The 23,438-nt window shown below is 60.2% G+C and carries 17 protein-coding genes; 8 read left to right on the top strand and 9 right to left on the bottom strand.

The window, feature by feature from the left end; translation table 11 throughout:
- Positions 1-47: 47 nt before the first annotated feature.
- From hmsP to DR88_RS03550, 3 genes are all read left to right on the top strand, one after another.
- Positions 48-2,054 (top strand): biofilm formation regulator HmsP, encoded by a 2,007-nt coding sequence (gene hmsP / locus DR88_RS03540; protein ID WP_019704409.1) that lies wholly within the window; start codon positions 48-50, stop codon positions 2,052-2,054.
- 156 nt (positions 2,055-2,210) lie between these two features.
- Entirely contained in the window at positions 2,211-3,497 is a 1,287-nt protein-coding gene (locus DR88_RS03545; RefSeq protein ID WP_002921438.1) for a dicarboxylate/amino acid:cation symporter, read from the top strand.
- A gap of 219 nt (positions 3,498-3,716) precedes the next feature.
- Positions 3,717-5,219 carry a M16 family metallopeptidase gene (locus DR88_RS03550; protein ID WP_002921436.1) on the top strand — a complete coding sequence of 501 codons (1,503 nt, stop codon included), beginning with the start codon at positions 3,717-3,719 and terminating at the stop codon, positions 5,217-5,219.
- A gap of 54 nt (positions 5,220-5,273) precedes the next feature.
- Here the strand turns inward: DR88_RS03550 and kdgK are convergent, their stop codons facing one another.
- A complete protein-coding gene (gene kdgK, locus DR88_RS03555) occupies positions 5,274-6,203 on the bottom strand; it encodes a 2-dehydro-3-deoxygluconokinase (protein ID WP_002921434.1) in 930 nt (309 codons plus the stop codon).
- A gap of 194 nt (positions 6,204-6,397) precedes the next feature.
- Here kdgK and DR88_RS03560 point away from each other — a divergent pair, with 194 nt between their 5' ends.
- Complete coding sequence (locus DR88_RS03560) at positions 6,398-8,449, top strand: AsmA family protein (protein ID WP_004186039.1); 2,052 nt, start codon at positions 6,398-6,400, stop codon at positions 8,447-8,449.
- A gap of 37 nt (positions 8,450-8,486) precedes the next feature.
- Here DR88_RS03560 and DR88_RS03565 read toward each other — a convergent pair whose 3' ends face one another.
- The 3 genes from DR88_RS03565 to DR88_RS03575 all read right to left on the bottom strand — a co-directional run bounded on the left by DR88_RS03565 (position 8,487) and on the right by DR88_RS03575 (position 12,118).
- Positions 8,487-9,809 (bottom strand): MFS transporter, encoded by a 1,323-nt coding sequence (locus DR88_RS03565; RefSeq protein ID WP_004150118.1) that lies wholly within the window; start codon positions 9,807-9,809, stop codon positions 8,487-8,489.
- A 271-nt stretch (positions 9,810-10,080) separates the two neighbouring features.
- Positions 10,081-11,112, bottom strand: coding sequence for an inner membrane protein YhjD (yhjD, locus tag DR88_RS03570; RefSeq protein WP_002921337.1), 1,032 nt, complete (start codon positions 11,110-11,112; stop codon positions 10,081-10,083).
- A 106-nt stretch (positions 11,113-11,218) separates the two neighbouring features.
- Positions 11,219-12,118 (bottom strand): LysR family transcriptional regulator, encoded by a 900-nt coding sequence (locus DR88_RS03575; protein ID WP_004145179.1) that lies wholly within the window; start codon positions 12,116-12,118, stop codon positions 11,219-11,221.
- A gap of 119 nt (positions 12,119-12,237) precedes the next feature.
- On the opposite strand from DR88_RS03575, the gene DR88_RS03580 reads away from it, so the two are divergent.
- Positions 12,238-12,996 (top strand): SDR family NAD(P)-dependent oxidoreductase, encoded by a 759-nt coding sequence (locus tag DR88_RS03580; protein ID WP_002921336.1) that lies wholly within the window; start codon positions 12,238-12,240, stop codon positions 12,994-12,996.
- Between the two features lie 34 nt (positions 12,997-13,030).
- On the opposite strand, the gene DR88_RS03585 is transcribed toward DR88_RS03580, so the two are convergent.
- From DR88_RS03585 to DR88_RS03595, 3 genes are all read right to left on the bottom strand, one after another.
- Complete coding sequence (locus DR88_RS03585; RefSeq protein WP_002921333.1) at positions 13,031-13,564, bottom strand: GNAT family N-acetyltransferase; 534 nt, start codon at positions 13,562-13,564, stop codon at positions 13,031-13,033.
- Positions 13,565-13,630: 66 nt separating this feature from the next.
- Positions 13,631-15,283 (bottom strand): alpha,alpha-trehalase, encoded by a 1,653-nt coding sequence (locus DR88_RS03590; protein ID WP_004150117.1) that lies wholly within the window; start codon positions 15,281-15,283, stop codon positions 13,631-13,633.
- 239 nt (positions 15,284-15,522) lie between these two features.
- On the bottom strand, positions 15,523-16,671 hold the full coding sequence (locus tag DR88_RS03595; protein ID WP_004901183.1) for an iron-containing alcohol dehydrogenase: 1,149 nt from the start codon (positions 16,669-16,671) through the stop codon (positions 15,523-15,525).
- Between the two features lie 126 nt (positions 16,672-16,797).
- On the opposite strand from DR88_RS03595, the gene DR88_RS03600 reads away from it, so the two are divergent.
- Entirely contained in the window at positions 16,798-17,421 is a 624-nt protein-coding gene (locus DR88_RS03600) for a glutathione S-transferase family protein (RefSeq protein WP_002921273.1), read from the top strand.
- A 52-nt stretch (positions 17,422-17,473) separates the two neighbouring features.
- On the opposite strand, the gene gorA is transcribed toward DR88_RS03600, so the two are convergent.
- Entirely contained in the window at positions 17,474-18,826 is a 1,353-nt protein-coding gene (gorA, locus tag DR88_RS03605) for a glutathione-disulfide reductase (RefSeq protein WP_002921271.1), read from the bottom strand.
- Between the two features lie 72 nt (positions 18,827-18,898).
- Positions 18,899-19,741: a 23S rRNA (adenine(2030)-N(6))-methyltransferase RlmJ gene (locus DR88_RS03610; RefSeq protein WP_002921269.1), complete on the bottom strand. Its 843-nt coding sequence runs from the start codon at positions 19,739-19,741 to the stop codon at positions 18,899-18,901.
- Between the two features lie 193 nt (positions 19,742-19,934).
- Between DR88_RS03610 and DR88_RS03615 the strand changes: the two genes are divergently transcribed.
- Positions 19,935-21,206 carry an acid phosphatase gene (locus DR88_RS03615; RefSeq protein WP_004150114.1) on the top strand — a complete coding sequence of 424 codons (1,272 nt, stop codon included), beginning with the start codon at positions 19,935-19,937 and terminating at the stop codon, positions 21,204-21,206.
- Positions 21,207-21,388: 182 nt separating this feature from the next.
- Positions 21,389-23,431, top strand: coding sequence for an oligopeptidase A (prlC, locus tag DR88_RS03620; RefSeq protein ID WP_032443992.1), 2,043 nt, complete (start codon positions 21,389-21,391; stop codon positions 23,429-23,431).
- Positions 23,432-23,438: the final 7 nt, after the last annotated feature.

Below are 23,438 nucleotides of genomic sequence, written 5' to 3'. Positions count from 1 at the left end.
TGAAGGATTGATACCGGGTATGTATTCAGTATCAGTGGAGAACACCGTTGCGCGTCAGCCGTTCACTTACAATCAAACAGATGGCGATGGTCGCGAGCGTGTCCATGGCCTTTGTATTGGTTTTTTGCACTATTTTGCTGTTTCACTTTGTGCAACAGAGTCGCTTTACCACGGCCACGCAGTTAGAAAGTATCGCGCGATCCGTTCGCGAACCGCTGTCTGCGGCTATTCTGAAAGCCGATATTCCGGAAGCGGAAGCCATTTTAAGCCGTATCCAGCCTGCTGGCATCGTCAGCCGGGCGGATGTGGTATTGCCGAACCAGTTCCAGGCGCTGCGGATGCGATTTATCCCCGAGCGGCCGGTGCCGGTAACCGTCACCCGGCTGTTTGAGCTGCCGGTGCAGATTTCGCTGCCCATTTATTCGCTGGAGCGACCGGCCAACCCGCAGCCGCTGGCCTATCTGGTGCTGCAGGCCGACTCCTATCGCATGTATAAATTTGTCATGAGCGCCCTTGCTACGTTAGTGACTGCTTACTTACTTCTGGTGCTGATGCTGACGGTGGCGCTCACCTGGTGCATCAACCGGCTTATGGTTCGCCCTCTGCGGCGTATCGCCCGCGAGCTGAACGATCTCTCCCAGCAGGAGCGTCTTGGCCATCAGCTGACCCTCCCGCGCCTGCACCATGACGACGAGATCGGTATGCTGGTGCGTAGCTATAACCGCAACCAGCAGAGCCTGGTCCGCCAGCATGATGAGCTGTCCATCCAGTCGACCCGCTTCCCGGTCTCCGAGCTGCCGAATAAAGCCTTTTTGCTGGCGATGCTGGAGCAGACGGTGGCCCGCCCGCAGAGCGCCGCGCTGATCGTCGTCGCCTGTGAAACCCTGCAGGACGCCGCCGGGGTCCTCAAGGAGAGTCAGCGCGAAATGCTGCTCCTGACGCTGGTGGAGAAGCTGCGGGCCGCGATCCCGCCGCAGATGGTGCTGGCTCAGGTGAGCGGGTATGACTTCGCGATTCTCGCCGATGGCCTCGCCGAACCGTGGCAGGCGGTAACGTTAAGTAAGCAAGTGCTCACTATTATTAATGAGCGTTTACCGCTGCATGGGCTGCAGCTGCGCCCCTACGCCAGCGTCGGGATCGCCATGTTCCACGCCGGGCTCAGCGCCGAGCAGTTTTACCGGCGCGCGGTGTCGGCCGCCGTCACCGCACGACGTAAAGGCAAAAACCAGATCGAGTTCTTCGATCCCGAGCAGATGGAAAAGGCTCAGCGCCGCCTGATGGAAGAGCACGACATTATGACCGCGCTCGATAACCAGCAGTTCGCGATCTGGCTGCAGCCGCAGGTGGCCTGCGCCAGCGGCGAGATCTGCGGCGCCGAGGTACTGCTGCGTCAGCGGCAGGCGGATGGCAGCTGGTCGCTACCGCCGTCGCTGATTGAGCGCATTGAGTCCTGCGGGCTGATTATCCCGGTCGGCTACTGGGTGATGGAAGAGGCCTGCCGCCAGCTGGCGGCCTGGCAAAGCCAGGGGATTATGCTGCCGCTGTCGGTCAATGTTTCGCTGCTCCAGCTGCTGGAGCATGACCGCGGCGAGGAGATGCTGAAGCTGATCGCCCGCTACCGCATCGCCCCGGGCACCCTCATCCTCGAGGTGACGGAGAGCTGCCGGATGGACGATCCGCAGGATGTGATGGCCCGGTTGCGACCGCTGCGCGAGGCCGGGGTGCAGATTGCGCTGGATGATTTTGGCATGGGTTATGCCGGGTTGCACCAGCTGCAGCAGATGAAAGCTCTGCCGGTGGATATTCTGAAAATCGATAAAGTATTCATCGATATGCTGCCGGAGGATGTCAGCATGGTGCCGGCGATGATCCAGCTCGCGCGCGGCCTGTCGCTGCGTATCGTGGCGGAAGGGGTGGAGAACGACGCCCAGTACCGCTGGTTGCAAGCCGCGGGCGTCGAGGTGCTCCAGGGCCATCTGTTCGGTTGCGCTTTGCCGCAGGAGGCATTCAGCGCGCGCTATCTCTCCCCGGCCCGGGAGGATGAAAATTTGTAAATGTTTTGTTGACTTGTGCGAGTCAGCTCAAAGATTTTAACAATTGCGTTGCACTTTCGGCGTTAGTTATTTCTGAAATGTTTCCAGGGTGTTATTTTTAAGCCACAGACGTCAAATATCCCTTCTTGCTCTGTGGTTATTCCCAAAGGACACCCTATGAAAACCTCTATCTTTAAAAGCCTCTATGTCCAGGTGCTGACGGCCATAGCGATCGGTATTCTGCTGGGCCATTTTTACCCGGAACTGGGCGCGCAAATGAAACCCTTCGGCGACGCCTTCGTTAAGCTGATTAAAATGGTGATTGCTCCGGTTATCTTCTGTACCGTCGTGACGGGGATCGCCGGGATGGAAAGCATGAAAGCCGTCGGCCGTACCGGGGCGGTGGCGCTGCTCTATTTCGAAGTGGTCAGCACCATCGCGCTGATTATCGGTCTGATTATCGTTAACGTGGTGCAGCCTGGCGCCGGGATGAACGTCGACCCGTCGACGCTCGATGCGAAAGCGGTGGCGGTGTACGCTGAGCAGGCTAAAGATCAAGGGGTAGTGGCCTTTTTACTGGATGTGATCCCGGGCAGCGTCATTGGCGCCTTCGCCAGCGGCAACATTCTGCAGGTTCTGCTGTTCGCCGTCCTGTTTGGTTTTGCCCTGCACCGTCTGGGCAGCAAGGGCCAGCTGATTTTCAACGTCATTGAAAGCTTCTCCCAGGTTATCTTCGGCATTATCAATATGATCATGCGCCTGGCGCCGATCGGCGCCTTCGGAGCCATGGCCTTTACCATCGGTAAATATGGCGTCGGCACCCTGGTGCAGCTGGGGCAGCTGATTATCTGCTTCTATATCACTTGTATCCTGTTCGTGGTGGTGGTGCTGGGGAGCATCGCCCGGGCCACCGGCTTCAGCATCTTCAAATTTATCCGCTATATCCGGGAAGAGCTGCTGATTGTGCTGGGGACCTCCTCATCAGAATCGGCGCTGCCGAGAATGCTCGACAAGATGGAGAAGCTGGGCTGCCGCAAATCGGTGGTGGGCCTGGTGATCCCGACCGGCTATTCGTTCAACCTCGATGGCACCTCTATCTATCTGACGATGGCCGCAGTCTTTATCGCCCAGGCGACCAACAGCCATATGGATATTTTCCATCAGATCACCCTGCTGGTGGTGCTGCTGCTCTCCTCGAAAGGGGCGGCAGGGGTGACCGGCAGCGGCTTCATCGTGCTGGCGGCGACCATCTCGGCCGTCGGGCATTTACCGGTGGCTGGCCTGGCGCTGATCCTCGGTATCGACCGCTTTATGTCCGAAGCCCGCGCGCTGACTAACCTGGTGGGTAACGGCGTTGCCACGGTGGTGGTGGCGAAATGGGTGAAAGAACTGGATGCCAAACAGATGGATGACGTTCTGAATAACCGTGTTCCGGCGAACAAAACGCACGAATTATCCTCTTAAATCCTCCTCTTAGGCCCGTACTCCCTTGCTGGAGTACGGCCTCCTGCGCATAATTAGAGGTCATTCCCGCCCGGCGGGAATGACACGAAATGATTATTTTACGTTGTCATGCGACATTTTCGTCTCCGTGTGGTCTAACCGACGTATTTCACTCTCACTTTTTTCGGCAGCCCGTCAGTGGGGTGCTGTTGTAACCAGGAATGTTCATCAGGGGTTCACATGCAGGGCACAACAATTAAACTCTTAACGGGCGGTTTGCTTATGGTAGCGGCGGCCGGTTATGTGCAGGCAGAAGCGCTCCAGCCTGATCCGGCCTGGCAACAAGGGACCTTAGCGAATGGTTTGTCGTGGCAGGTATTGGCCACGCCGCAACGTCCCAGCGACCGTATCGAAGTCCGTTTGTCCGTCAATATTGGCTCGCTGAGCGAAAGCACTCAGCAGAGCGGTTTCAGCCGCTTTATTCCCCGCCTGGCGTTGACGCAAAGCGGCAGCCTGCCGACGATGCAGGCGCGCTCTTTATGGCAGCAGAGTATTGACCCGAAGCGTCCTCTGCCGCCGGCCATCGTCTCCTACGATTACACGATGTTTAATCTCAGCCTGCCCAATAACCGCAACGATCTGTTGAAAGAGGCGCTGAGCTGGCTGGCGGACGCCAGCGGTAAACTGGCCATTACGCCTGAATCGATCAATCATGCGCTGCAGGGCAGCGACATGGTGGCGACCTGGCCACTGGATACCAAAGAGGGTTGGTGGCGCTATCGCCTGAAAGGGTCCACCATGCTGGGCCATGACCCCGCCGCGCCGCTGAAGCAGCCGATCGACGTGGCGCAGCTGAAAGACTTTTATCAAAAATGGTACACCCCCGACGCCATGACGCTGATCGTGGTGGGGAATGTCGACAGCCGCAGCGTTGCCGAGCAAATCAATAAGACCTTTGGCGATCTGAAGGGCAAGCGGGAAACCCCCGCAGCGGTGCCGACCTTATCGCCGCTGCCTACCGTGCCGGTCAGCATCATGACCAACGCGGTGCGTCAGGACAAACTGTCCATCATGTGGGATGCGCCATGGCAGCCGATCCGCGACTCCGCGGCGCTGCAGCGCTACTGGCGTGACGATCTCGCCCGTGAAGCGCTGTTCTGGCACGTGCAGCAGAGCCTGAGCAAAAATAACGTGAAGGATATTGGCCTTGGCTTTGACTGCCGGGTGCTATATCAGCGCGCGCAGTGCGCCATCAACATCGATTCCCCGGGCGAGCGCCTGAACAACAACCTGAGCGTGGTTTCGCGCGAGCTGGCGAAAGTGCGGGACAACGGGCTGCCTCAGGAGGAGTTTGACGCGCTTATCGCTCAGAAAAGCCTCGAGCTGCAGAAGCTGTTTGCCACCTATGCGCGCACTGACACCGACATTCTGATGAGCCAGCGCATGCGTTCCCTGCAGAATCAGGTGGTGGACATCGCGCCGGAGCAGTACCAGAAGCTGCGTCAGGAGTTCCTCAACTCCCTGACGGTGGACATGCTGAACCAGTATCTGCGCCAGCAGCTCTCCCAGGACATGGCGCTGGTGCTGCAACAGCCGAAAGGCGAACCGGAATACAATATGAAGGAGCTGCAGGCCACCTGGGAAAAACTGATGGCGCCGAATCCGGCGGCCACGGCGGCTAGCGGCAGCGCCGATACGGTTGACGCCCACAGCGAGGCCAGCGACATCCCGCCGGGGCAGTAACCTAACGCCTCTCCGGCGCGCCAGCGGCGGCCGGAGAGCGCTTTGTGCGGAGAATTACTGCGGCATCGCTTCCCGCGGGATGATCGCCCCGCGATACTGGATCACCGTGCTGGCGGTCAGGTGTCCGCGTCTGGCGGCGGATTCGGCATCGCCGCCGGTCAGGCGAACGGCCAGGTAGCCGGCGCTGAAGGAGTCTCCGGCGGCGGTGGTATCCACCACCTTCTCTTTGGCCAGCCTGACGGCCGGCACTTCCCGCAGCGGTTGCCCGCTAACCGAGACCAGGCAGGCATCCGCGCCGCGCTTCACCACCACCTCTTCCACGCCGGCGGCATGGGTGCGGGCGATCACCTCAGCAACCGGTTTTTCTCCCCACAGCGCGTCTTCATCATCGAGGGTCAGAAACGCGATATCGGTGCAGGCGAGCATCTCCTGATAGACCTGCTGCGTTTCCGCCTGGCTGGCCCACAGGCGCGGACGATAGTTGTTGTCGAAGATCACCTTGCCACCGTTGGCGCGGCACTCACGCAGCAGCGTGAACAGCTTGTCGCGGCTGGCCGGGCTGAGAATGGCGAGACTGATGCCGCTCAGATAGAGATAGTCGAAAGTGGCCAGCTCTTCGCAAATCGCCGCCGCGCGATCGCTCTCCAGCCAGAACTTTGCCGCCGCCTCGTTGCGCCAGTAGTAGAAGGTGCGCTCGCCGGTGTCATCGGTTTCAATGTAATACAGTCCCGGCAGGCGGTCGGCCATCCGCTGGATAAGATCGGTGTTGACGTTTTCCTGTTGCCAGCTGTCGAGCATCTGCTGGCTGAACGCATCGGTTCCCAGGGCGGTGACGTAGTGGACGCTCAATGCGCTGGCATCTGTCTGCCGCGCGATATAGACCGAGGTGTTTAAGGTATCGCCGCCAAAGCCGCGGTTAACGGCCCCGTTTTTCTCTGACAGCTCAATCATGCATTCGCCAATAACGGCAATTTTTTTAGACATAGCCAGAACCTGCAATGGAATCGATATAAGCGCTAGTGTGCGCTGCGCTGTTTTGCTGGTCAATCATATTAAAACATCGTTCCATTATTTTTTTGACCTGACGCGCGTAATGTGACGAAAAGCGCATTTCCAGGATAAACGCCGCTTTTTGACTATATTCAGGACTGACGTGATGCAAAAGGAGCGGAGTAGGGATGAGCAGAACCCGTAAAACGTTGGTTATCATCACAGGAACGATACTATTGCTGATCGTTCTTTTCTTTATCGTGCTGGCCACCTTTGACTGGAACCGGCTGAAGCCGACGATCAATCAGAAAGTGTCCGCCGAACTTAACCGCCCGTTCGCCATCCGCGGCGATCTCGGCGTGGTCTGGGAGCGGCAGCCGGACGAGCGCGGCTGGCGCAGCTGGATCCCGTGGCCCCACGTACACGCGGAGGATATCGTGCTGGGCAACCCGCCGGCCATTCCCCAGGTGACCATGATCCATCTGCCGCGGGTGGAGGCGACCCTTGCCCCGCTGGCGCTGCTGAGCAAAACGGTGTACCTGCCGTGGATCAAGCTGGAGCAGCCCGACGTACGGTTGATCCGCCTGGCGGAAGACAACAATAACTGGACCTTTCAGCTGGCGGGCGATAAGCGTACTCCGGGCGACAGCGCGCCCTCCAGCTGGTCCTTTCGCCTCGATAATATTCTCTTTGATCGCGGGACTATCGCCATTGACGACAAGATCACCCGCAGCGATATCACCATCCTCGTCGATCCCCTAGGCAAACCGCTGCCGTTCAGCGAAGTGACCGGCACAAAAGATAGCCATAGCGCGGCGAAACCAGGCGACTATGTCTTTGGTCTGTCGCTGAAGGGCCGCTACAAGGGCCAGCCGGTCACCGGCAACGGGAAAATCGGCGGCATGCTGGCCCTGCGCAGCGCAAGCGCCCCCTTCCCATTGCAGGGCGACTTCCACTCCGGTAACACCCGGGTAGCGTTCAGCGGCACGGTCAGCGACCCGCTCAACGTCGGCGGCATTGACCTGCGGCTAAAATTCGCCGGCGACTCGCTGCGCGATCTCTATGACCTGACCGGCGTGCTGCTGCCGGAGACGCCGTCATTCTCCACCGACGGCCGCCTGCGCGCCGACTTTACGCAAAAAAACCGCATGCGCTTTAACTATCAGAATTTTAACGGCCGAATCGGCGATAGCGACATTCATGGCTCCCTGACCTACACCACCGGCAAGCCGCGGCCGAAACTCAGCGGCGATATGGAGTCGAAGCAGCTGCGTCTGGCGGACCTCGGGCCATTAATCGGCGTCGATTCCGGCAAAGGGACGAAGAAAAGCGCTTCGCGCCAGGCGGGTGACCGGCCGCAGCCGGCGGGTAAAGTGCTGCCGGCGGACCGCTTTGAAACCGACAAGTGGCAGGTGATGGATGCCGATGTGCGCTTTAAGGGCCGGAGAATTGAGCACGGCGGTACCCTGCCGATCAGCGATCTGTCGACCCATGTGATTCTGGAGGATGGTGACCTGCGCCTGCAGCCGGTGCGCTTTGGCCTGGCCAACGGGTCGATTGCCGGCAGCGTACACCTGCAGGGCGATAAAAAGCCGCTGCAGGGTGAGGCCAATCTGCAGGCGCGACGCCTGAAGCTGAAGGCGCTGATGCCAAACGTCGAGATGATGCAGAAAACCCTCGGCGAGATGAATGGCGACGTCCAGCTGCGCGGCAGCGGCAACTCGGTGGCGGCCCTGCTCGGCAACAGCAACGGTAACCTGAAGCTGCTGATGAACGACGGACTGATCAGTCGCAACCTGATGGAAATCCTCGGTCTTAACGTCGGTAACTACCTGATCGGCCAGATTTTTGGCGATGAGGAGGTTCGGGTAAACTGCGCTGCGGCCAATATCGACGTAACCAACGGCGTCGCCCGGCCGCAGATTTTTGCCTTCGATACAGAAAACGCGCTAATCAATGTGACCGGGACCGCCAGCTTCGCCTCCGAGCAGCTGGACCTGACCATCGATCCGGAAAGCAAAGGCTTTCGGGTGATCACCCTGCGTTCCCCGCTGTATGTCCGGGGCACCTTTAAATCGCCGCAGGCGGGGGTGAAGGCCGGGCCGCTGATTGTCCGCGGCGCGGTAGCGGCGGCGCTGGCAACCCTGGTGACGCCGGCCGCCGCGCTGCTGGCGCTGATCTCCCCGGCGGAGGGCGATAGCAACCAGTGTCGGACCATTTTGTCGCAGATGAAAAAGTAGAGGAGAGCCCTGACGCCGGGGGCGTCAGGGCGAAGGATCACAACGACTGGTGGCGGGTCTCGTGGGTCAGCAGCAGGGCGATCAGCGTCAGCGCCGCCATCGCCGCCAGATAGGTGCCGACCGCCGCGAGACCGTAGTTACCCTGCAGCCAGGCGGCAATGTACGGCGCGACCGAAGCGCCGAGGATCGACGACACGTTATAGGAGAACGACGCGCCGGTGTAGCGCACTTCCGTCGGGAACAGCTCCGGGAGCAGCGCGCCCATCGGGCCAAAGGTCAGTCCCATCAGGCTTAAGCCCAGCAGCAGGAAGGCGAAGACCAGCAGCGGATTGCCGGAGCCCAGCAGCGGTTTAAAGGCGAACAGGGCGAACAAAATAATCATCGTGGTGATGATAATCATGCTCTTGCGACGACCAAAAGCGTCCGCCAGCAGGCCGGCGACAGGCACCATTACGCCAAAGCCAATCACCGCCATCATCAGCATCCACAGCACTTCGTTACGCGGCAGACCCAGGCCATTCGGCGCCGCGCCGGTGCTGAAGGTCATCGAGTAGACGGTCATGATGTAGAACAGGGTATAGGTGGCCAGCATGATGAAGGTACCCAGCACCGTCACCCGGACGTGTTTGGTCAACAGGGTACCCAGCGGGATTTTGACCTGTTTTTTCGCCGCCGCTACTTTGGCGAAGACCGGGGTCTCATGCAGCGAGACGCGAACATACAGACCGATGATCACCAGCACCGCGGAGAAGATAAACGGCACGCGCCAGCCCCACTCCATAAACTGCTGGTCGGTCAGCAGCCAGGAGAGCAGCAGGAAGGTGCCGTTGGCGAAGAAGAAGCCGATCGGCGCGCCCAGCTGTGGGAAGGAGCCGTACAGGGCGCGCTTGCGCGCCGGGGCGTTTTCCGTAGCCAGCAGCGCTGCGCCGCCCCATTCCCCGCCGAGGCCAAGGCCCTGACCGAAACGCGCCAGCGCCAGCAGCATCGGCGCGACAATGCCAATGCTTTCATAGCCGGGCAGCAGGCCGATCACCACGGTGGAGATCCCCATGGTTAACAGCGAGGCCACGAGGGTGACCTTCCGGCCGACGCGATCGCCGAAGTGGCCAAACAGCGCGGAGCCGATCGGCCGGGCGACGAAGGCGATGGCGAAGGTGGCCAGCGACTGTAGGGTGGCCGCAGCGGCATCGCCCTGCGGGAAAAAGATATGCGGGAAGACGATGACCGCGGCGGTGGCATAGATGTAGAAGTCGAAAAACTCAATGGCGGTGCCAATGAGCGAGGCGACAACAACCTTGTTGCGTGAGTTGACCGGGGCGGTTTCCTGCGTGTTTTCGAGAGTGGTGGCTGTGGCTTGCATAGATCTTTCTTATTTTTGCGCGAACGAAAAGCCATATAGCCACAGCCACAGGGACATTTCAATCTGTAACAAACGCGGAAAATGGGCAAAAAAGAGGCAAAAAGCGGATAATTTTTACACCAGTAAAAATAGTTCTATGAAATGCTTCACACAATTAAAAAGATAGAGAATAAAACCAGTTTTGAGTTAAATAAAAGTTACATGCTGGATTTATCTGCTGAAATCAAGCGCGAGGATGAATTTTGCCTCTTTTATTCATCCTCGCAATACCTCAGCGGTGGGTTTTGCCCGGCATCCGCCGGTCGTCTTTATACTCCGCGGTGGCGATCCATGCGGCGCAGAATAGCGTCAGGCGGGCGAAGAAATAGAAAAAGGCCATCAGCCCCAGCACCGATCCGAACGCCGCCCCGGAGGGGGATTTCACCAGCGCCGGCAGCGTCCAGGTCATGACGATTTTTATGATTTCAAAGCCAATCGCCGCGATAAGCGTGCCGCGAAACAGGGCCTTGCGCCGCGGACGATGGCGCGGCAGGCGCCAGAAAATCCAGAAAAAGAGCAGATAGTTGGCAAAAATCGAGATGGCGAGGCCGATTAGCCGCCAGGCGGGTTTCAGCCATTCAATGTTGTCGAGATACAGCGCGGAGATAATCATCTGCTGGGCGGAGCCGGCGACGGAGGTGATCGACAGCGTAATAATCAGCGCCACCAGCAGACCGATCAGCGAGATAAGATCGCGGAAGTACTTTACCCAGATTTTCTCCTCGTCCTGCGGCCGGCGCTCCCAGACGTCGCGCGATTGAGCGCGGATCGCTTCGCGCAGGTTGCCCATCCAGTTAATACCGGAATAAAGGGCGACCAGCAGGCCGACCAGACCGACGGCGGTGCGCTGTTGCACCGCGGTGTTGATGGTGTTTTTCAACGTTGCCGCCAGCGTTGGGTCGCTGACGTTTTGCAGAATTTTGTCGAAAATGTCCTGCAGCAGGGTCGGGTGCCAGGCCAGCACGAAGCCGGCGGCGGCAAAGGAGACCATCAGGATCGGGATCATCGACAGGAACGAGAAATAGGTGATAGCCGCCCCAAACTGATTGCCGAGCCGGTCATTGAAGCGCTCTGCGGCGCGCAGCAAATGGGCGATCACCGGGTTGCGCTGCACTTTGGCCGCCGTTCCGGTGACGGTCTTCAGCGCCTGGCTGGCTTTTTGCCCGACGGCGGTGTCATTAAGGGCCTCGAGCGTGCTTTTGCTTTTCTCCGGCTGCGTATCCGGTTCCTGTGGCGGGCGTCGATCGTCGTTTTCCGGCGTCATACGTAATTTCTTCCTTTTTTACAGCGAGATTCAGCAAAAAGTATACCTTAAATGCCGTATCCTGCAGGAATGCCTCTCCCCGCCGCCCGTTTTCCGGCCGCGCCGCTCAATCGACATACGCTTTCATCAGTCCGCCCAGCCACTCCATAAACAGATTTACCCGGCGGGAGAGATTGCGCCGGTGCGGGTAGATCAGCGAGACCGGCAGCGGCTCGGCGCGGTACTGGGGCAGGATCTCAATCAGGTCGCCGGCGCGTAACGCCTCGCGCACGCCGGTGCGTGGCACCTGAATAATCCCCAGCCCGGCGATACAGGCTGCCTGATAGGTTTCCGTACTGTTGACCGTCAATATGCCGCCGGTTTTTACCCAGCGCACCGCGCCGTCGATCATTACCTCAAAGCCGGGGGGACGGACCCCGAGGGTGCTGGCGTAGTGGATCAGGGCATGATCCGCCAGATCCTCCAGGGATTGCGGATAGCCAAAACGCGCCAGATAGTCCGGGCTGGCGCAGTTAATTTGCGTCAGCTTGCCCAGCGGCCGGGCAATCAGCCCTGAGTCTTTGAGCGCGCCGACGCGCACCACGCAGTCAAACCCCTCGCGGATCACGTCCACCAGCCGATCGCTGCTGCTCAGCTCCAGTTCGATGCCCGGATACTGCTGTAAAAAAGTCGGCAGATGCGGGATCACCATTTTTTTAGCAAAACCGACCGGCATATCTACCCGCAGCCGGCCGCTGATGCTCGCCGGATCGTGCTGGAACATGCCATCCAGTTCGTCGAGGTTGCTCAGCAGATCTTTCGCCCGCTCGTAGTAGACCATCCCATCCTGGGTGAGCTGGACCCGGCGGGTGGTGCGGTGCAGGAGCCGCACGCCAAGATGGCTTTCCAGGGCCTGAATCTGTCGCGAGACGCTACCCTTAGGTAGCGCCAGGGTCTCGGCGGCGCGGGAGAAGCTCTCCAGATCCGCTACGCGAATGAATAACTGCATTGCATGAATTTTATCCATGCCGATCGCCTATTGTTGTTGTTAATGAAACAGTAAAACGCAATGTAGCGTATTTATTGTTGCATGAGCAGTTAATAAGCTACAACACAATCACAACGCAACCTGAAAGGGGTCTTCTGATGACACAACGTATCGCTTTAGTGACCGGCGGCAGCCGCGGTCTGGGTAAAAACGCCGCGTTGAAGCTGGCGGCAAAGGGAACCGATATTCTTTTGACCTATCACAGCAACCGCCAGGCGGCCCTCGACGTGGTGGCGGAAATAGAGCAAAAAGGGGTCAAAGCGGCAGCATTAGCGCTGAACGTCGGCGATTCCACAACATTTGACGCATTCGCCAGCGAGGTGGCGCAGGTGCTGGCGCAGAAGTGGGGACGCACAACCTTTGATTATTTACTGAACAATGCCGGGATCGGACTCAACGCGCCCTTCGCCGAGACCAGCGAAGCGCAGTTTGACGAGCTGATGAATATCCAGTTCAAAGGGCCGTTTTTCCTGACCCAGCGTCTACTGCCTCTCCTGCAGGATGGGGGGCGTATCCTCAATGTCTCCAGCGGCCTGGCGCGCTTTGCCCTGCCGGGCTATGCGGCCTACGCCGCGATGAAGGGGGCGATGGAGGTTCTGACGCGCTATCAGGCGAAAGAGCTGGGCGGACGGGGGATATCGGTGAACATCATCGCGCCGGGGGCCATTGAGACCGACTTTGGCGGCGGGGAGGTGCGCGATAACGCCGAGGTGAATCGGCATATCGCCGCCCAGACTGCGCTGGGGCGCGTTGGGCTGCCGGATGATATCGGCGACGCCATCGCCGCCCTGCTCAGCGATGAGCTGGCGTGGATGAACGCGCAGCGTGTGGAAGTCTCGGGCGGGATGTTCCTCTGATCCTGACTGCCCCCAGCCTGTGACCGGCGGTGCGCTACGGCGCATCGCCCTCCCCACGCAGCCGACCGAACAGCCAGTCGTTGTGCCAGCGTCCGTTGAGCCAGTAGTTTTCCCGCAGCTCTCCCTCCAGCCGGAAGCCGGCTTTGAGCAGTAACTGCTTAGACGCCTCGTTGCCGGCGGTGACGCTGGCGGTCAGGCGGCGCACGCCGCCGGTGGTAAAGGCGTAGTCGCACAGCGCGCGCAGCGATTCGTAGCCGTAGCCCCGGCCCTGCGCCGCCGGGGCGAAGAGAAAGCCAACCTCGGCAATGTCGCGCTGATGATGCTGGTAGCCGGTCAGGCCGAGCGGGGTATGGGTCAGCCTGTCGCGCACCACCAGGCACAGCCAGTGTTCATCCCCGGGCGTCCACGGCGGCAGCCGCGAATCGAACGCCTCGCGGATGGCCGCCTGCGGTCGGGGATCGGCGACGTAGAGCATGACCTGCGGATCCTGCTGCAGGGAAAGAAAAAACGACCAGTCGTCCAGCTGCAGCGGTGAGCAGCGCAGGCGCGGCGTCAGAAGTTCAGGCATAAGCGTCGTTCCGGGCAGGGCGAATCCTCTGAACATAGCAGGAGAAAGCCGCCGGGAACAGCCCGACTAGGTTGGCTCACCGTACAGGCCAATCAGTCGGCGCACCACGCCGTTGGTCCAGCCAAAGCCATCCTGCAGGGGATACTCCCCGCCGCCGCCCTCATGGGGGACGCCGGTGGCAATATGGTATTTTTCAATCAGCTTGTGATGCTGCTTGTAAAAGTGGTTGACCGTCTGCAGCCAGCTCCAGGCAATCTCATCTCCCAGCGGATCCTGGCCGTAACGTTTAAATCCCTGGATCGCCATCCACTGCAGCGGCGCCCAGCCGTTGGGTTTATCCCACTGCTCACCGCTTTCGTATTCGGTGGCCATGATCCCCCCGGGGGTGAGCAGGCGGGCCCGCACCGCATCGGCAAGGCGTTCTGCCTGTTCGTGGGTCGCCAGGCCGACGTAAAGGGTGACGATACTGGCTGCGGAAAACAGCGCCAGCTGTTCACGGCGCCAGTCATAATCGCGGAAACAGCCGTTCTCATCATCCCACAGATAGCGGTTGACCGCCGCCCGCCGATCCTGGGCCTTCTGGCGGAAGGCCGTCTCCGTCTCGCGATCGCCCTTCAGGCCGGAGAGGTTGGCAATGGTCGTCTCCAGCTTGAACAGGAAGGCGTTCAGGTCGATGGGGATAAACTGCGTCGTGCGGATGCTGGCCAGCCGCGTGATATCCCGCAGCCAGCGGCTGGAGTAGTCCCAGCCGGACGCGGCGCCCGCCCGCAGGTCGCGGTATACTTCATTGGCGGGCCGCCCGGAGTGTCGGGCGGTCTCCACGTCTTCGCGCCACGACTCATCCCGCGGCGTGTCACGGTCGTCCCAGTAGCGATTGAGCAGGGAGCCATCCGGCATACGCACCACGTGGCGATACGCCTGGTGCGGGATCAACGACTCGGCGCCGTCCATCCAGAAGGCGTGCTCCATCTTCAGATGGTCCAGATAGCGCTTCGCGCCGCGCACGCCATCCTCTTCAAAGAGTTCGACCATCAGGGCGAACACCGGCGGCTGCGAGCGGCTGAGGTAGTAGGTGCGGTTGCCGTTCGGAATGTGGCCGTAGGTTTCAATCAGCCAGGCAAAGTTATCGGCCATGCATTTCAGCAAATCTTCCCGGCCGCTCTCCGCCAGCCCCAGCATGGTGAAATAAGAGTCCCAGTAATAGGTTTCGCTAAAGCGACCGCCGGGCACGATGTAGGCCTGCGGCAGCGCCAGTAGCGATGACCACGGGATATGATCCTGAGGCTCGCGGGTCAGCACCGGCCACAGCTTGTCGATGTGTTCTTTCAGGGTCAGGCTGGGGTCGGAGATATAGATGTCGCTCTGGCTCTCCGGCAGCCAGAAGTTGTCCTCAACGAACTGCCGCAGATCGAAGTCGGGCTGGCGTTTGACCTTGCGGTAGTTCCGCAGGATGTCCAGCGGATCGTGTTTCGGCGCGCAGTCGGGGAAGGTTTTGCTGTCCGCGAAAATGCGTGATTTCTGCACGTTGGTAAACAGCTCAAGATAGCGATCCGCCGGGGTGAGGGCATCGGACGCCGGAAGCCCCTCGATCACCTCAGGCTCCGGTTCAGCGTCTATCATCTCATCCAGCTTTAATTCGTACGGATCGGCTTCGTAGCAGGGATCGATGTCGATCCTTAACTCGTCGTCTTCAACGTGGCGTAATTTCTGGCTGAACATAGCGATACGGACCTCCGGATAGCGTGAGTTCGGGGCCGGGCATACCCGGCCTTGTCTATTAAGCGTAGACAGTCGCTTCGGTGAGTGTGAAGCAAACTGTGCGTGAGATCACGCTTTTCCGCCGAGAAGAAAAGCTGCCATTTCAAAGTACGCTGTTGATAAGTAATTAAAAATTGTACATCCTGGCGCAGATGAAATTCGGAGCATTCATTATGCAACAAAATTTTATCCCGGGGCGCTCACTCCCACGCCGCCTCCAGCATCTCCAGCAGCTGTTCGCCGCTCAGGCTGACCGGGTTGGCCTTCATCGATGAGGAGGTGCTGGCGGCCAGCGCCGCCGGTTCCAGCGCATCGCGCGCTACGCCGAGGTCGCGCAGGGTGCCAAGGCCAGCGCGATGGCTCCATTCCCGCAGACTGTCCCAGACCCGATCCACAGGGACGTCCAGCCCGTCGGCCAGCCAGCGGCGGACATCGTTAACGCGCTGGCGCAGGCCAGGGTCGTTGATCTGCGACTCATTGAGCGCCAGGCCAAACGGCAACAAACTGCCGCATAGGGCGCCGTGCGAGGCGCGGCTCAGGCCGCCCAGCGGGCCGGCGAGGCCGTGGATCACCCCCAGCCCGGCGTTCGCCAGCGCCAGTCCGCCGCACAGGCTGACCCAGGCCATCTCGTCGCGGCTGGCCGGACACTCTTGTTCCATCAGGATTTTTAGCGCGCGAATTCCCCGCGGGATCGCCTGCTGGCAGAGAGCATCGGTGAAGGGAGTGGCCCGGCTGCAGAGCCAGGGCTCGATCACCTGGGTCAGGGCGTCGAGGCCGGAGCTCAGGGTGATGCTCCGCGGCGCGTTGTCGGTTAGCGCCGGGTCGACAATCGCCAGGTCAGGCAGCATTCGGTCGTCGCGCAGGCTCACTTTCCGCTGCTGTTCCGGAACGTTGATCACCGCATTTTTGGTGACCTCCGCGCCCGTGCCAGCGGTGGTGGGGATCGCCACGAACGGCAGGGGACTGGCTTCCAGCTGACGGCCCGTTCCCACCACCTCCAGATAGTCGATCACCGGGCCAACGGCGGGGACCAGCGCCGCAATCGCCTTACCGGCGTCAATCACCGCGCCGCCGCCGAGGCTGACCACCGCTCTGATCCCTTTCTCGCGCGCCAGCTGGACGCCCTGCTCGATATCGCTAAGCCAGGGTTCGCGACTTATCGCCAGCGTCGTGACCGCAAGCTGCAGCGCCTCCAGCTGCTGGCGGAGAAACGCCGCCCGCTGCGGGCTGGCGCCATGCACCAGCAGGATTGGGCCGCCCTGTTGTGCCAGCCAGGGGGCGGCGCTCTCGGCCTGACCACGGCCAAAACGAATATTTGCAGGCATCAAAACGGTAAAAGGGGTCAACATGTCGGGTTCCTTTTCGGCAAACAGGCTGGAATCAACTATACACATTATCCAGCGCTCTGCCTTGTTGCTGGCTGGCAATAGAGTAGAGTGAATGAACTGTCTTTTATGGCTGAGGAATCGCTGACGATGCTAACAATTCTGGGTAAACGCTCTTCAATTAATGTACGGAAAGTGCTGTGGACCTGCGAGGAAGCCGGGCTGGCGTACCAGCAGGAAGATTACGGCAGCGGATTTAAGCCCCTGGATACGCCTGAGTTTCAGCGTCTGAATCCTAACAGCCTGGTGCCGGTGCTACTGGACGATGACTTCGTGCTCTGGGAGTCGAACAGTATCTGCCGCTATCTGGCGCGCAAAGCGGAGCGCTGGGATCTGCTGCCCGCCGAGCCGCAGCCCGCCGCCGAGGTGGAGCACTGGATGGACTGGCAGGCGACCGAGTTTAACACTGCCTGGCGCCATGCTTTTATGGGGCTGGTGCGTAAAGATCCGCGCTTTCAGGATCCGGTGGCGATTAAAGAGAGTATTGCCGCCTGGACCCACTGCGTGCGCATTGTTGAAGCGCAGCTGCAGCGTACCGGGGCGTGGATAGCCGGCGAGCGCTTCACCCTGGCCGATATCGTGCTGGGGCTGTCGGTGCATCGCTGGAAAATGACCCCTTTCGCCCATCCGGAGATGCCAGCCGTGGAGCGCTGGTATATGGCGCTCAATCAGCGCCCGGCGTTTATGCGCCATGGCAATAACGGCGTGGCCTGAGCATAAAAAAAGAAGCCCCCGGGGCTTCTTTTTATCATCCGGCGATCGCGTCTTAGCGCATGGTGACGAACTCTTCTGCCGCCGTCGGGTGAATGGCGACGGTGTTGTCGAAGTCTTTTTTGGTGGCGCCCATCTTCAGGGCCACCGCAAAGCCCTGCAGCATCTCATCCATCCCGAAGCCGATGCCGTGGATGCCGACAATCTTCTCTTCCGGGCCGACGCACACCAGCTTCATGCGGCACGGCTGACGGTGAGAGGTCACGGCGGTATACATCGCGGTGAAGGAAGATTTGTAGACCTTCACGGCGTCGTCGCCGTACTGCTCGCGCGCCTGCGGCTCGGTTAAGCCGACGGTGCCGATTGGCGGATGGCTGAAGACCACGGTCGGGATGTTGCTGTAGTCCAGATGCTCTTCCGGTTTGTTGTTAAACAGGCGTTCGGAGAGACGACGGCCTGCGGCCACGGCGACCGGCGTCAGCTCAACGGCGCCGGTATTATCGCCCACCGCGTAGATGCCCGGCACGTTGGTGTTCTGGAATTTATCAACGATGATGTACCCTTTATCGTTGGTTTTAACGCCCGTTGCCGCCAGATTGAAGTTGTCGGTCGCCGGTTCGCGGCCAATCGCCCAGATCAGACAGTCAACGGTCTGGCTGCGGCCATCTTCCAGCTCCAGCGTCAGGCTGCCGTCGGCATTCTTGACCACCGCTTTCGGGATCGCATTGGTATGCAGCTGCGGGCCTTCGGCGTTCATCACTTCCACCAGGGTCTCAACGATCAGCGGATCGAAGCTGCGCAGCGGCGCGTGTTTGCGCACGAACAGGTGGGTTTCGGCGCCGAGGCCGTTAATCACCCCCGCCAGCTCAACGGCGATATAGCCTGCGCCGACCACCGCCACGCGCTTCGGCAGCGCCGGCAGTTCGAAGAAACCGTCGGAATCAATACCGTATTCGACGCCCGGAATATCCGGGTGGCTCGGCCGGCCGCCGGTGGCGATCAGGATATGGTCAGCGGTGATGATCTCGCCGTTGACTTCCACGGTGTGGGCATCGACAAAGCGCGCGAAGCCTTTGATCACGTCGACTTTATTCTTACCCAGTACGTTGTCGTAAGAGGTATGAATACGGTCGATATAGGCGCTACGGCTGGCGACCAGCTTCTCCCAGTCAAAATGGTTGATGGTGGTATCGAAACCGTAGTCCGGGCCGTAAAGATGAATCGCTTCGCGGATCTGCGCCGCATGCCACATCACCTTTTTCGGCACGCAGCCGACGTTGACGCAGGTGCCGCCCAGCTCTTTGGCTTCAATCAGCGCGCACTTCTGGCCGTACATGGCCGCGCGGTTAATTGAGGCGATACCGCCGCTACCGCCGCCGATGGCGAGGTAATCATAATGTTTGCTCATGCCCATATGTCCTTAATCGTTGATTGCCGCGATTGTAGCGCGAGGCTTAAAAGGTTCCACCGATGGTTGCGATTACTCCGGTACGATCCAGCTGACGGTGGCGTGGCCGGTGCCGGTCGGAACCAGTTTGCTGTGCAGCCACGGCAGCACGTTATTCATCTGCTGCTCCAGCTTCCACGGCGGGTTGATGACGATCATCCCGGAGGCGGTCATGCCGCGCTGGTCGCTGTCCGGACGCACCGCCAGCTCAATCTGCAGGATTTTGCGGATGCCGGTGGCTTCTAACTCTTTGATCATGCGTTTGATTTGCGCGCGCAGCACCACCGGGTACCACAGGGCGTAGGTGCCGGTGGCGAAGCGTTTGTAGCCTTCGTTAATCCCGGTGACCACCGCCTGATAGTCGGTTTTAATTTCGTACGGCGGGTCGATCAGAATCAAACCGCGGCGCGATACCGGCGGCAGCTTGGCTTTCAGCTGCTGGTAGCCATCGGCTTTATCGACGCGCGCGCGGCTGTCTTTCTGGAATTCAGCGCGCAGCAGCGGGAAGTCGCTCGGGTGCAGCTCGGTCATCTGCAGGCTGTCCTGCTCGCGCAGCAGCTGGCGGGCAATCAGCGGCGAGCCCGGGTAGTAGCGCAGCTGGCCGTTACGGTTGAAGTGTTCTACGACCGAAATATACGGCTCCAGCTCTGCCGGCAGGTCGTCCTGCTGCCAGATGCGGGCGATGCCTTCAAGGTATTCGCCGGTACGTTCGGCGTGCTCGCCGCTCAGCTGATAGCGGCCCGCGCCGGCGTGAGTGTCCAGGTAGAGAAACGGTTTTTCTTTCTCTTTCAGTGATTCAATGATCAGGCTCTGAACGGTGTGTTTGAGGACGTCGGCGTGGTTGCCTGCGTGAAAGCTGTGGCGATAACTGAGCATGGATGCAGAGATTCCGGGAAGTAAACAAGTTAACCGATAGTTTACCGCAGATCGGCCGAGATTACCGCTGCGCCGCCGCGCTGTTTCATTTCTGCCAAAAGCGTTGCAAAACATAACGCTGTCATAAAAACGTCAAACGGCCGCGCTAGCGTCGGGTACAGGCAAGGTAATTATTTGAATAAAAGGAAAAATAATGAAAAGGCAACTCTCGCTGCTGGCCGTCGCGCTGCTGCTGGCGCAACCGGTTCTGGCTAAAGACATCCCGCTGAACAGGGCGGCGGCCCTCGCCAATAGCGTGACGCCGGCTGCCTCCAGCCAGGCGTATGACGATCTTGAGCAACAGGCGCTGGCGCAGCTACGCCACGCTCTGCAGGGGAATGCCGCCACGCTGACCCGCGATCGGCTGGCGCACACCAAACAAAACCAAACTCAGGCCGATACCGCCTGGCTGAAGGCCAGCGGCTATGACTTCCAGACCCGGGCCAACCAGCAGGCGGGCATTGCGCTGCTGTCGGCGTTCAGCACCCTGCCGGAGACCGTCGTGAAGCAGAATCTGGCGACGGTGACCGCCATCAATCGCGACGCCGTGCAGACCACGCGCCGTCAGGCGCTGGCCGATGCGGAAGGCATTAGCTACCTCTACTTCCTCAGCGATGCGCTGGGGCCACGCCTTGGCAAAGCGTTTCTGACCGCCTATGACCAGGGCGCGCTGGGGAAAGCGGCAGCGTTGATCAAAGCCTCGGAGGTCAGCACCGGCGAGGCGAAAAAGCACTTCAATAATCCGCGGCCGTTTCTGGTGCAGGGCAACACCATTCACCTGGTGCCTGACGATGTGGTGGTGAAAGATAACCAGCCCTACACCGCCGACGGCGGCTCGTTCCCCAGCGGCCACACCAACACCGGCTATACCGATGCGTTGCTGCTGGCGGCGATGATCCCGGAGCGCTACGACGCGCTGGTGGCGCGCGGCGCCCGCTATGGCTACTCGCGCATCGTGCTGGGCGTCCACTACCCGCTGGACGTGATCGGCTCGCGGATGGTGGCCGAGCGCAACGTGGCCCACTATCTTAACGATCCGCACTACCGGGTATTATTTAACGAAGCCCGCGATCAGCTGCGCGCCGCGCTGGCGAAGGCCTGCGGCACATCGCTTGCCGAGTGCGCGAAGAGCAGCGTGAAAGACGATCCCTGGCGCGATCCGGCGATGCGTGATTTCTCTCGCTTCACCATGACCTACGATCTGCCGCAGCAGAAGGGTCCGCAGCCGCGTTTACAGGTGCCGGAGGGGGCGGAAGTGCTGCTGGAAGATGCCCTGCCGCATCTGTCAGCGGCCCAGCGTCGGGCGCTGATGGTCAACACCGCGCTGCCGGCGGGTTACCCGCTATCCGGCGCCACCCCCGAACAGCAATTCTGGCAGCGGCTGAATCTGTCGGCGGCCTGGGAGATGGCGCAAAAAAGGCATTAATGTGGTTTCCGGCACGCTGCACTGCGTGTCGCGCTTTTCCGGCAACGGGCGGACTTATCGCAGCAATACCCAGGCTGACGCACCGCCCGTCATTGAAATTCCCCCAACTATCCCCCATTCTAGATCTCATGCATAAGCGCCGGACGCGCGCTTCATTCACCCTTTTCAACAGGACAGCGCATATGACCAATCCATTATTGACGCCTTTCTCCCTGCCGCCTTTTTCTGCGATCAAACCAGAGCACGTGGTCCCTGCGGTCACCAAAGCGCTGGAGGATTGCCGGGCCGCGGTGGAAAGCGCGGTGGCGCATGGCGCGCCGTATAGCTGGGAAAATCTTTGCCAGCCGCTGGCGGAAGTGGACGATGTGCTGGGACGCATCTTCTCGCCTGTCAGCCATCTGAATTCGGTTAAAAACAGCCCTGAACTGCGTGAGGCCTACGAACAGACGCTGCCGCTGCTCTCCGAGTACAGCACCTGGGTCGGCCAGCATGAAGGCCTGTATAAAGCCTATCGCGACCTGCGCGATGGCGATAACTACGCCACGCTGAATACCGCGCAGAAAAAAGCGGTTGATAACGCGCTGCGCGATTTTGAATTATCCGGGATTGGCCTGCCGCCGGAGGCGCAGAAACGCTACGGTGAAATCGCCGCGCGCCTCTCTGAGCTGGGCAACCAGTACAGCAACAACGTCCTCGACGCCACCATGGGCTGGAACAAGCTGGTGACCGATGTCGCTGATCTGGCCGGCATGCCGGAAAGCGCGCTGGCCGCCGCTCAGGCTCAGGCGCAGGCCAAAGAGCAGGAAGGGTATCTGCTGACCCTGGATATTCCGAGCTATCTGCCGGTGATGACCTACTGCGATAACCAGGCGCTGCGCGAAGAGATGTATCGCGCCTATTCCACCCGCGCCTCCGATCAGGGCCCGAACGCCGGGAAATGGGATAACAGCCCGGTGATGGCGGAGATCCTCGCCCTGCGTCACGAGCTGGCGCAGCTGTTGGGCTTTGACAGCTATGCGTATAAATCCCTCGCCACCAAAATGGCGAAGGATCCGCAGCAGGTGCTCGATTTCCTCACCGACCTGGCAAAACGCGCCCGTCCGCAGGGCGAAAAAGAGCTGGCCCAGCTGCGCGCCTTCGCCAAAGCCGAGTTTGGCGTCGATGAGCTGCAGCCGTGGGACATTGCCTACTACAGCGAAAAACAGAAGCAGCACCTCTACAGCATCAGCGATGAGCAGCTGCGCCCCTATTTCCCGGAAAACAAAGCCGTTAGCGGCCTGTTTGAAGTGGTTAAGCGCATTTACGGTATTACCGCTAAAGAGCGTACCGATGTCGATGTGTGGCATCCGGAAGTGCGCTTCTTCGAGCTGTATGACGAACACAACGAGCTGCGCGGCAGCTTCTATCTCGACCTGTATGCCCGCGAGCATAAGCGCGGGGGGGCCTGGATGGACGACTGCGTCGGCCAGATGCGTAAACTGGATGGTTCCCTGCAGAAGCCGGTCGCCTACCTGACCTGTAACTTCAACCGCCCGGTCAACGGCAAGCCGGCGCTGTTCACCCATGACGAAGTGATCACCCTGTTCCACGAGTTCGGCCACGGTCTGCACCATATGCTGACCCGCATCGACACCGCCGGGGTTTCCGGCATCAGCGGGGTGCCGTGGGATGCGGTCGAGCTGCCGAGCCAGTTTATGGAGAACTGGTGCTGGGAGCCGGAAGCGCTGGCGTTTATCTCCGGCCATTATGAAACCGGTGAACCGCTGCCGCAGGAGCTGCTGGAGAAAATGCTGGCGGCGAAAAACTACCAGGCGGCGATGTTTATTCTGCGCCAGCTGGAGTTCGGCCTGTTCGATTTCCGCCTGCATGCGGAGTACAAACCGGAGCAGGGGGCGAAAATCCTTGAGACCCTGGCCGAGATTAAAAAGCAGGTCGCCGTGGTGCCGGGGCCGACCTGGGGCCGCTTCCCGCACGCCTTCAGCCACATCTTCGCTGGCGGCTATGCGGCAGGTTACTACAGCTACCTGTGGGCCGACGTGCTGGCGGCAGACGCCTTCTCACGCTTCGAAGAAGAGGGGATTTTCAACCGTGAAACCGGTCAGTCGTTCCTCGACAATATCCTGAGCCGCGGCGGTTCCGAAGAGCCGATGGAGCTGTTCAAACGCTTCCGCGGGCGTGAGCCGCAGCTGGACGCGATGCTGAAGCATTACGGGATCAAAGGCTGATTGCTAC

The sequence above is a fragment of the Klebsiella pneumoniae genome (assembly GCF_000742135.1).
In the GTDB taxonomy this organism is placed as follows: domain Bacteria; phylum Pseudomonadota; class Gammaproteobacteria; order Enterobacterales; family Enterobacteriaceae; genus Klebsiella; species Klebsiella pneumoniae.
The sequence above is the reverse complement of the archived record's forward strand: the minus strand, read 5'-3'. Positions and strand labels throughout refer to the sequence as shown.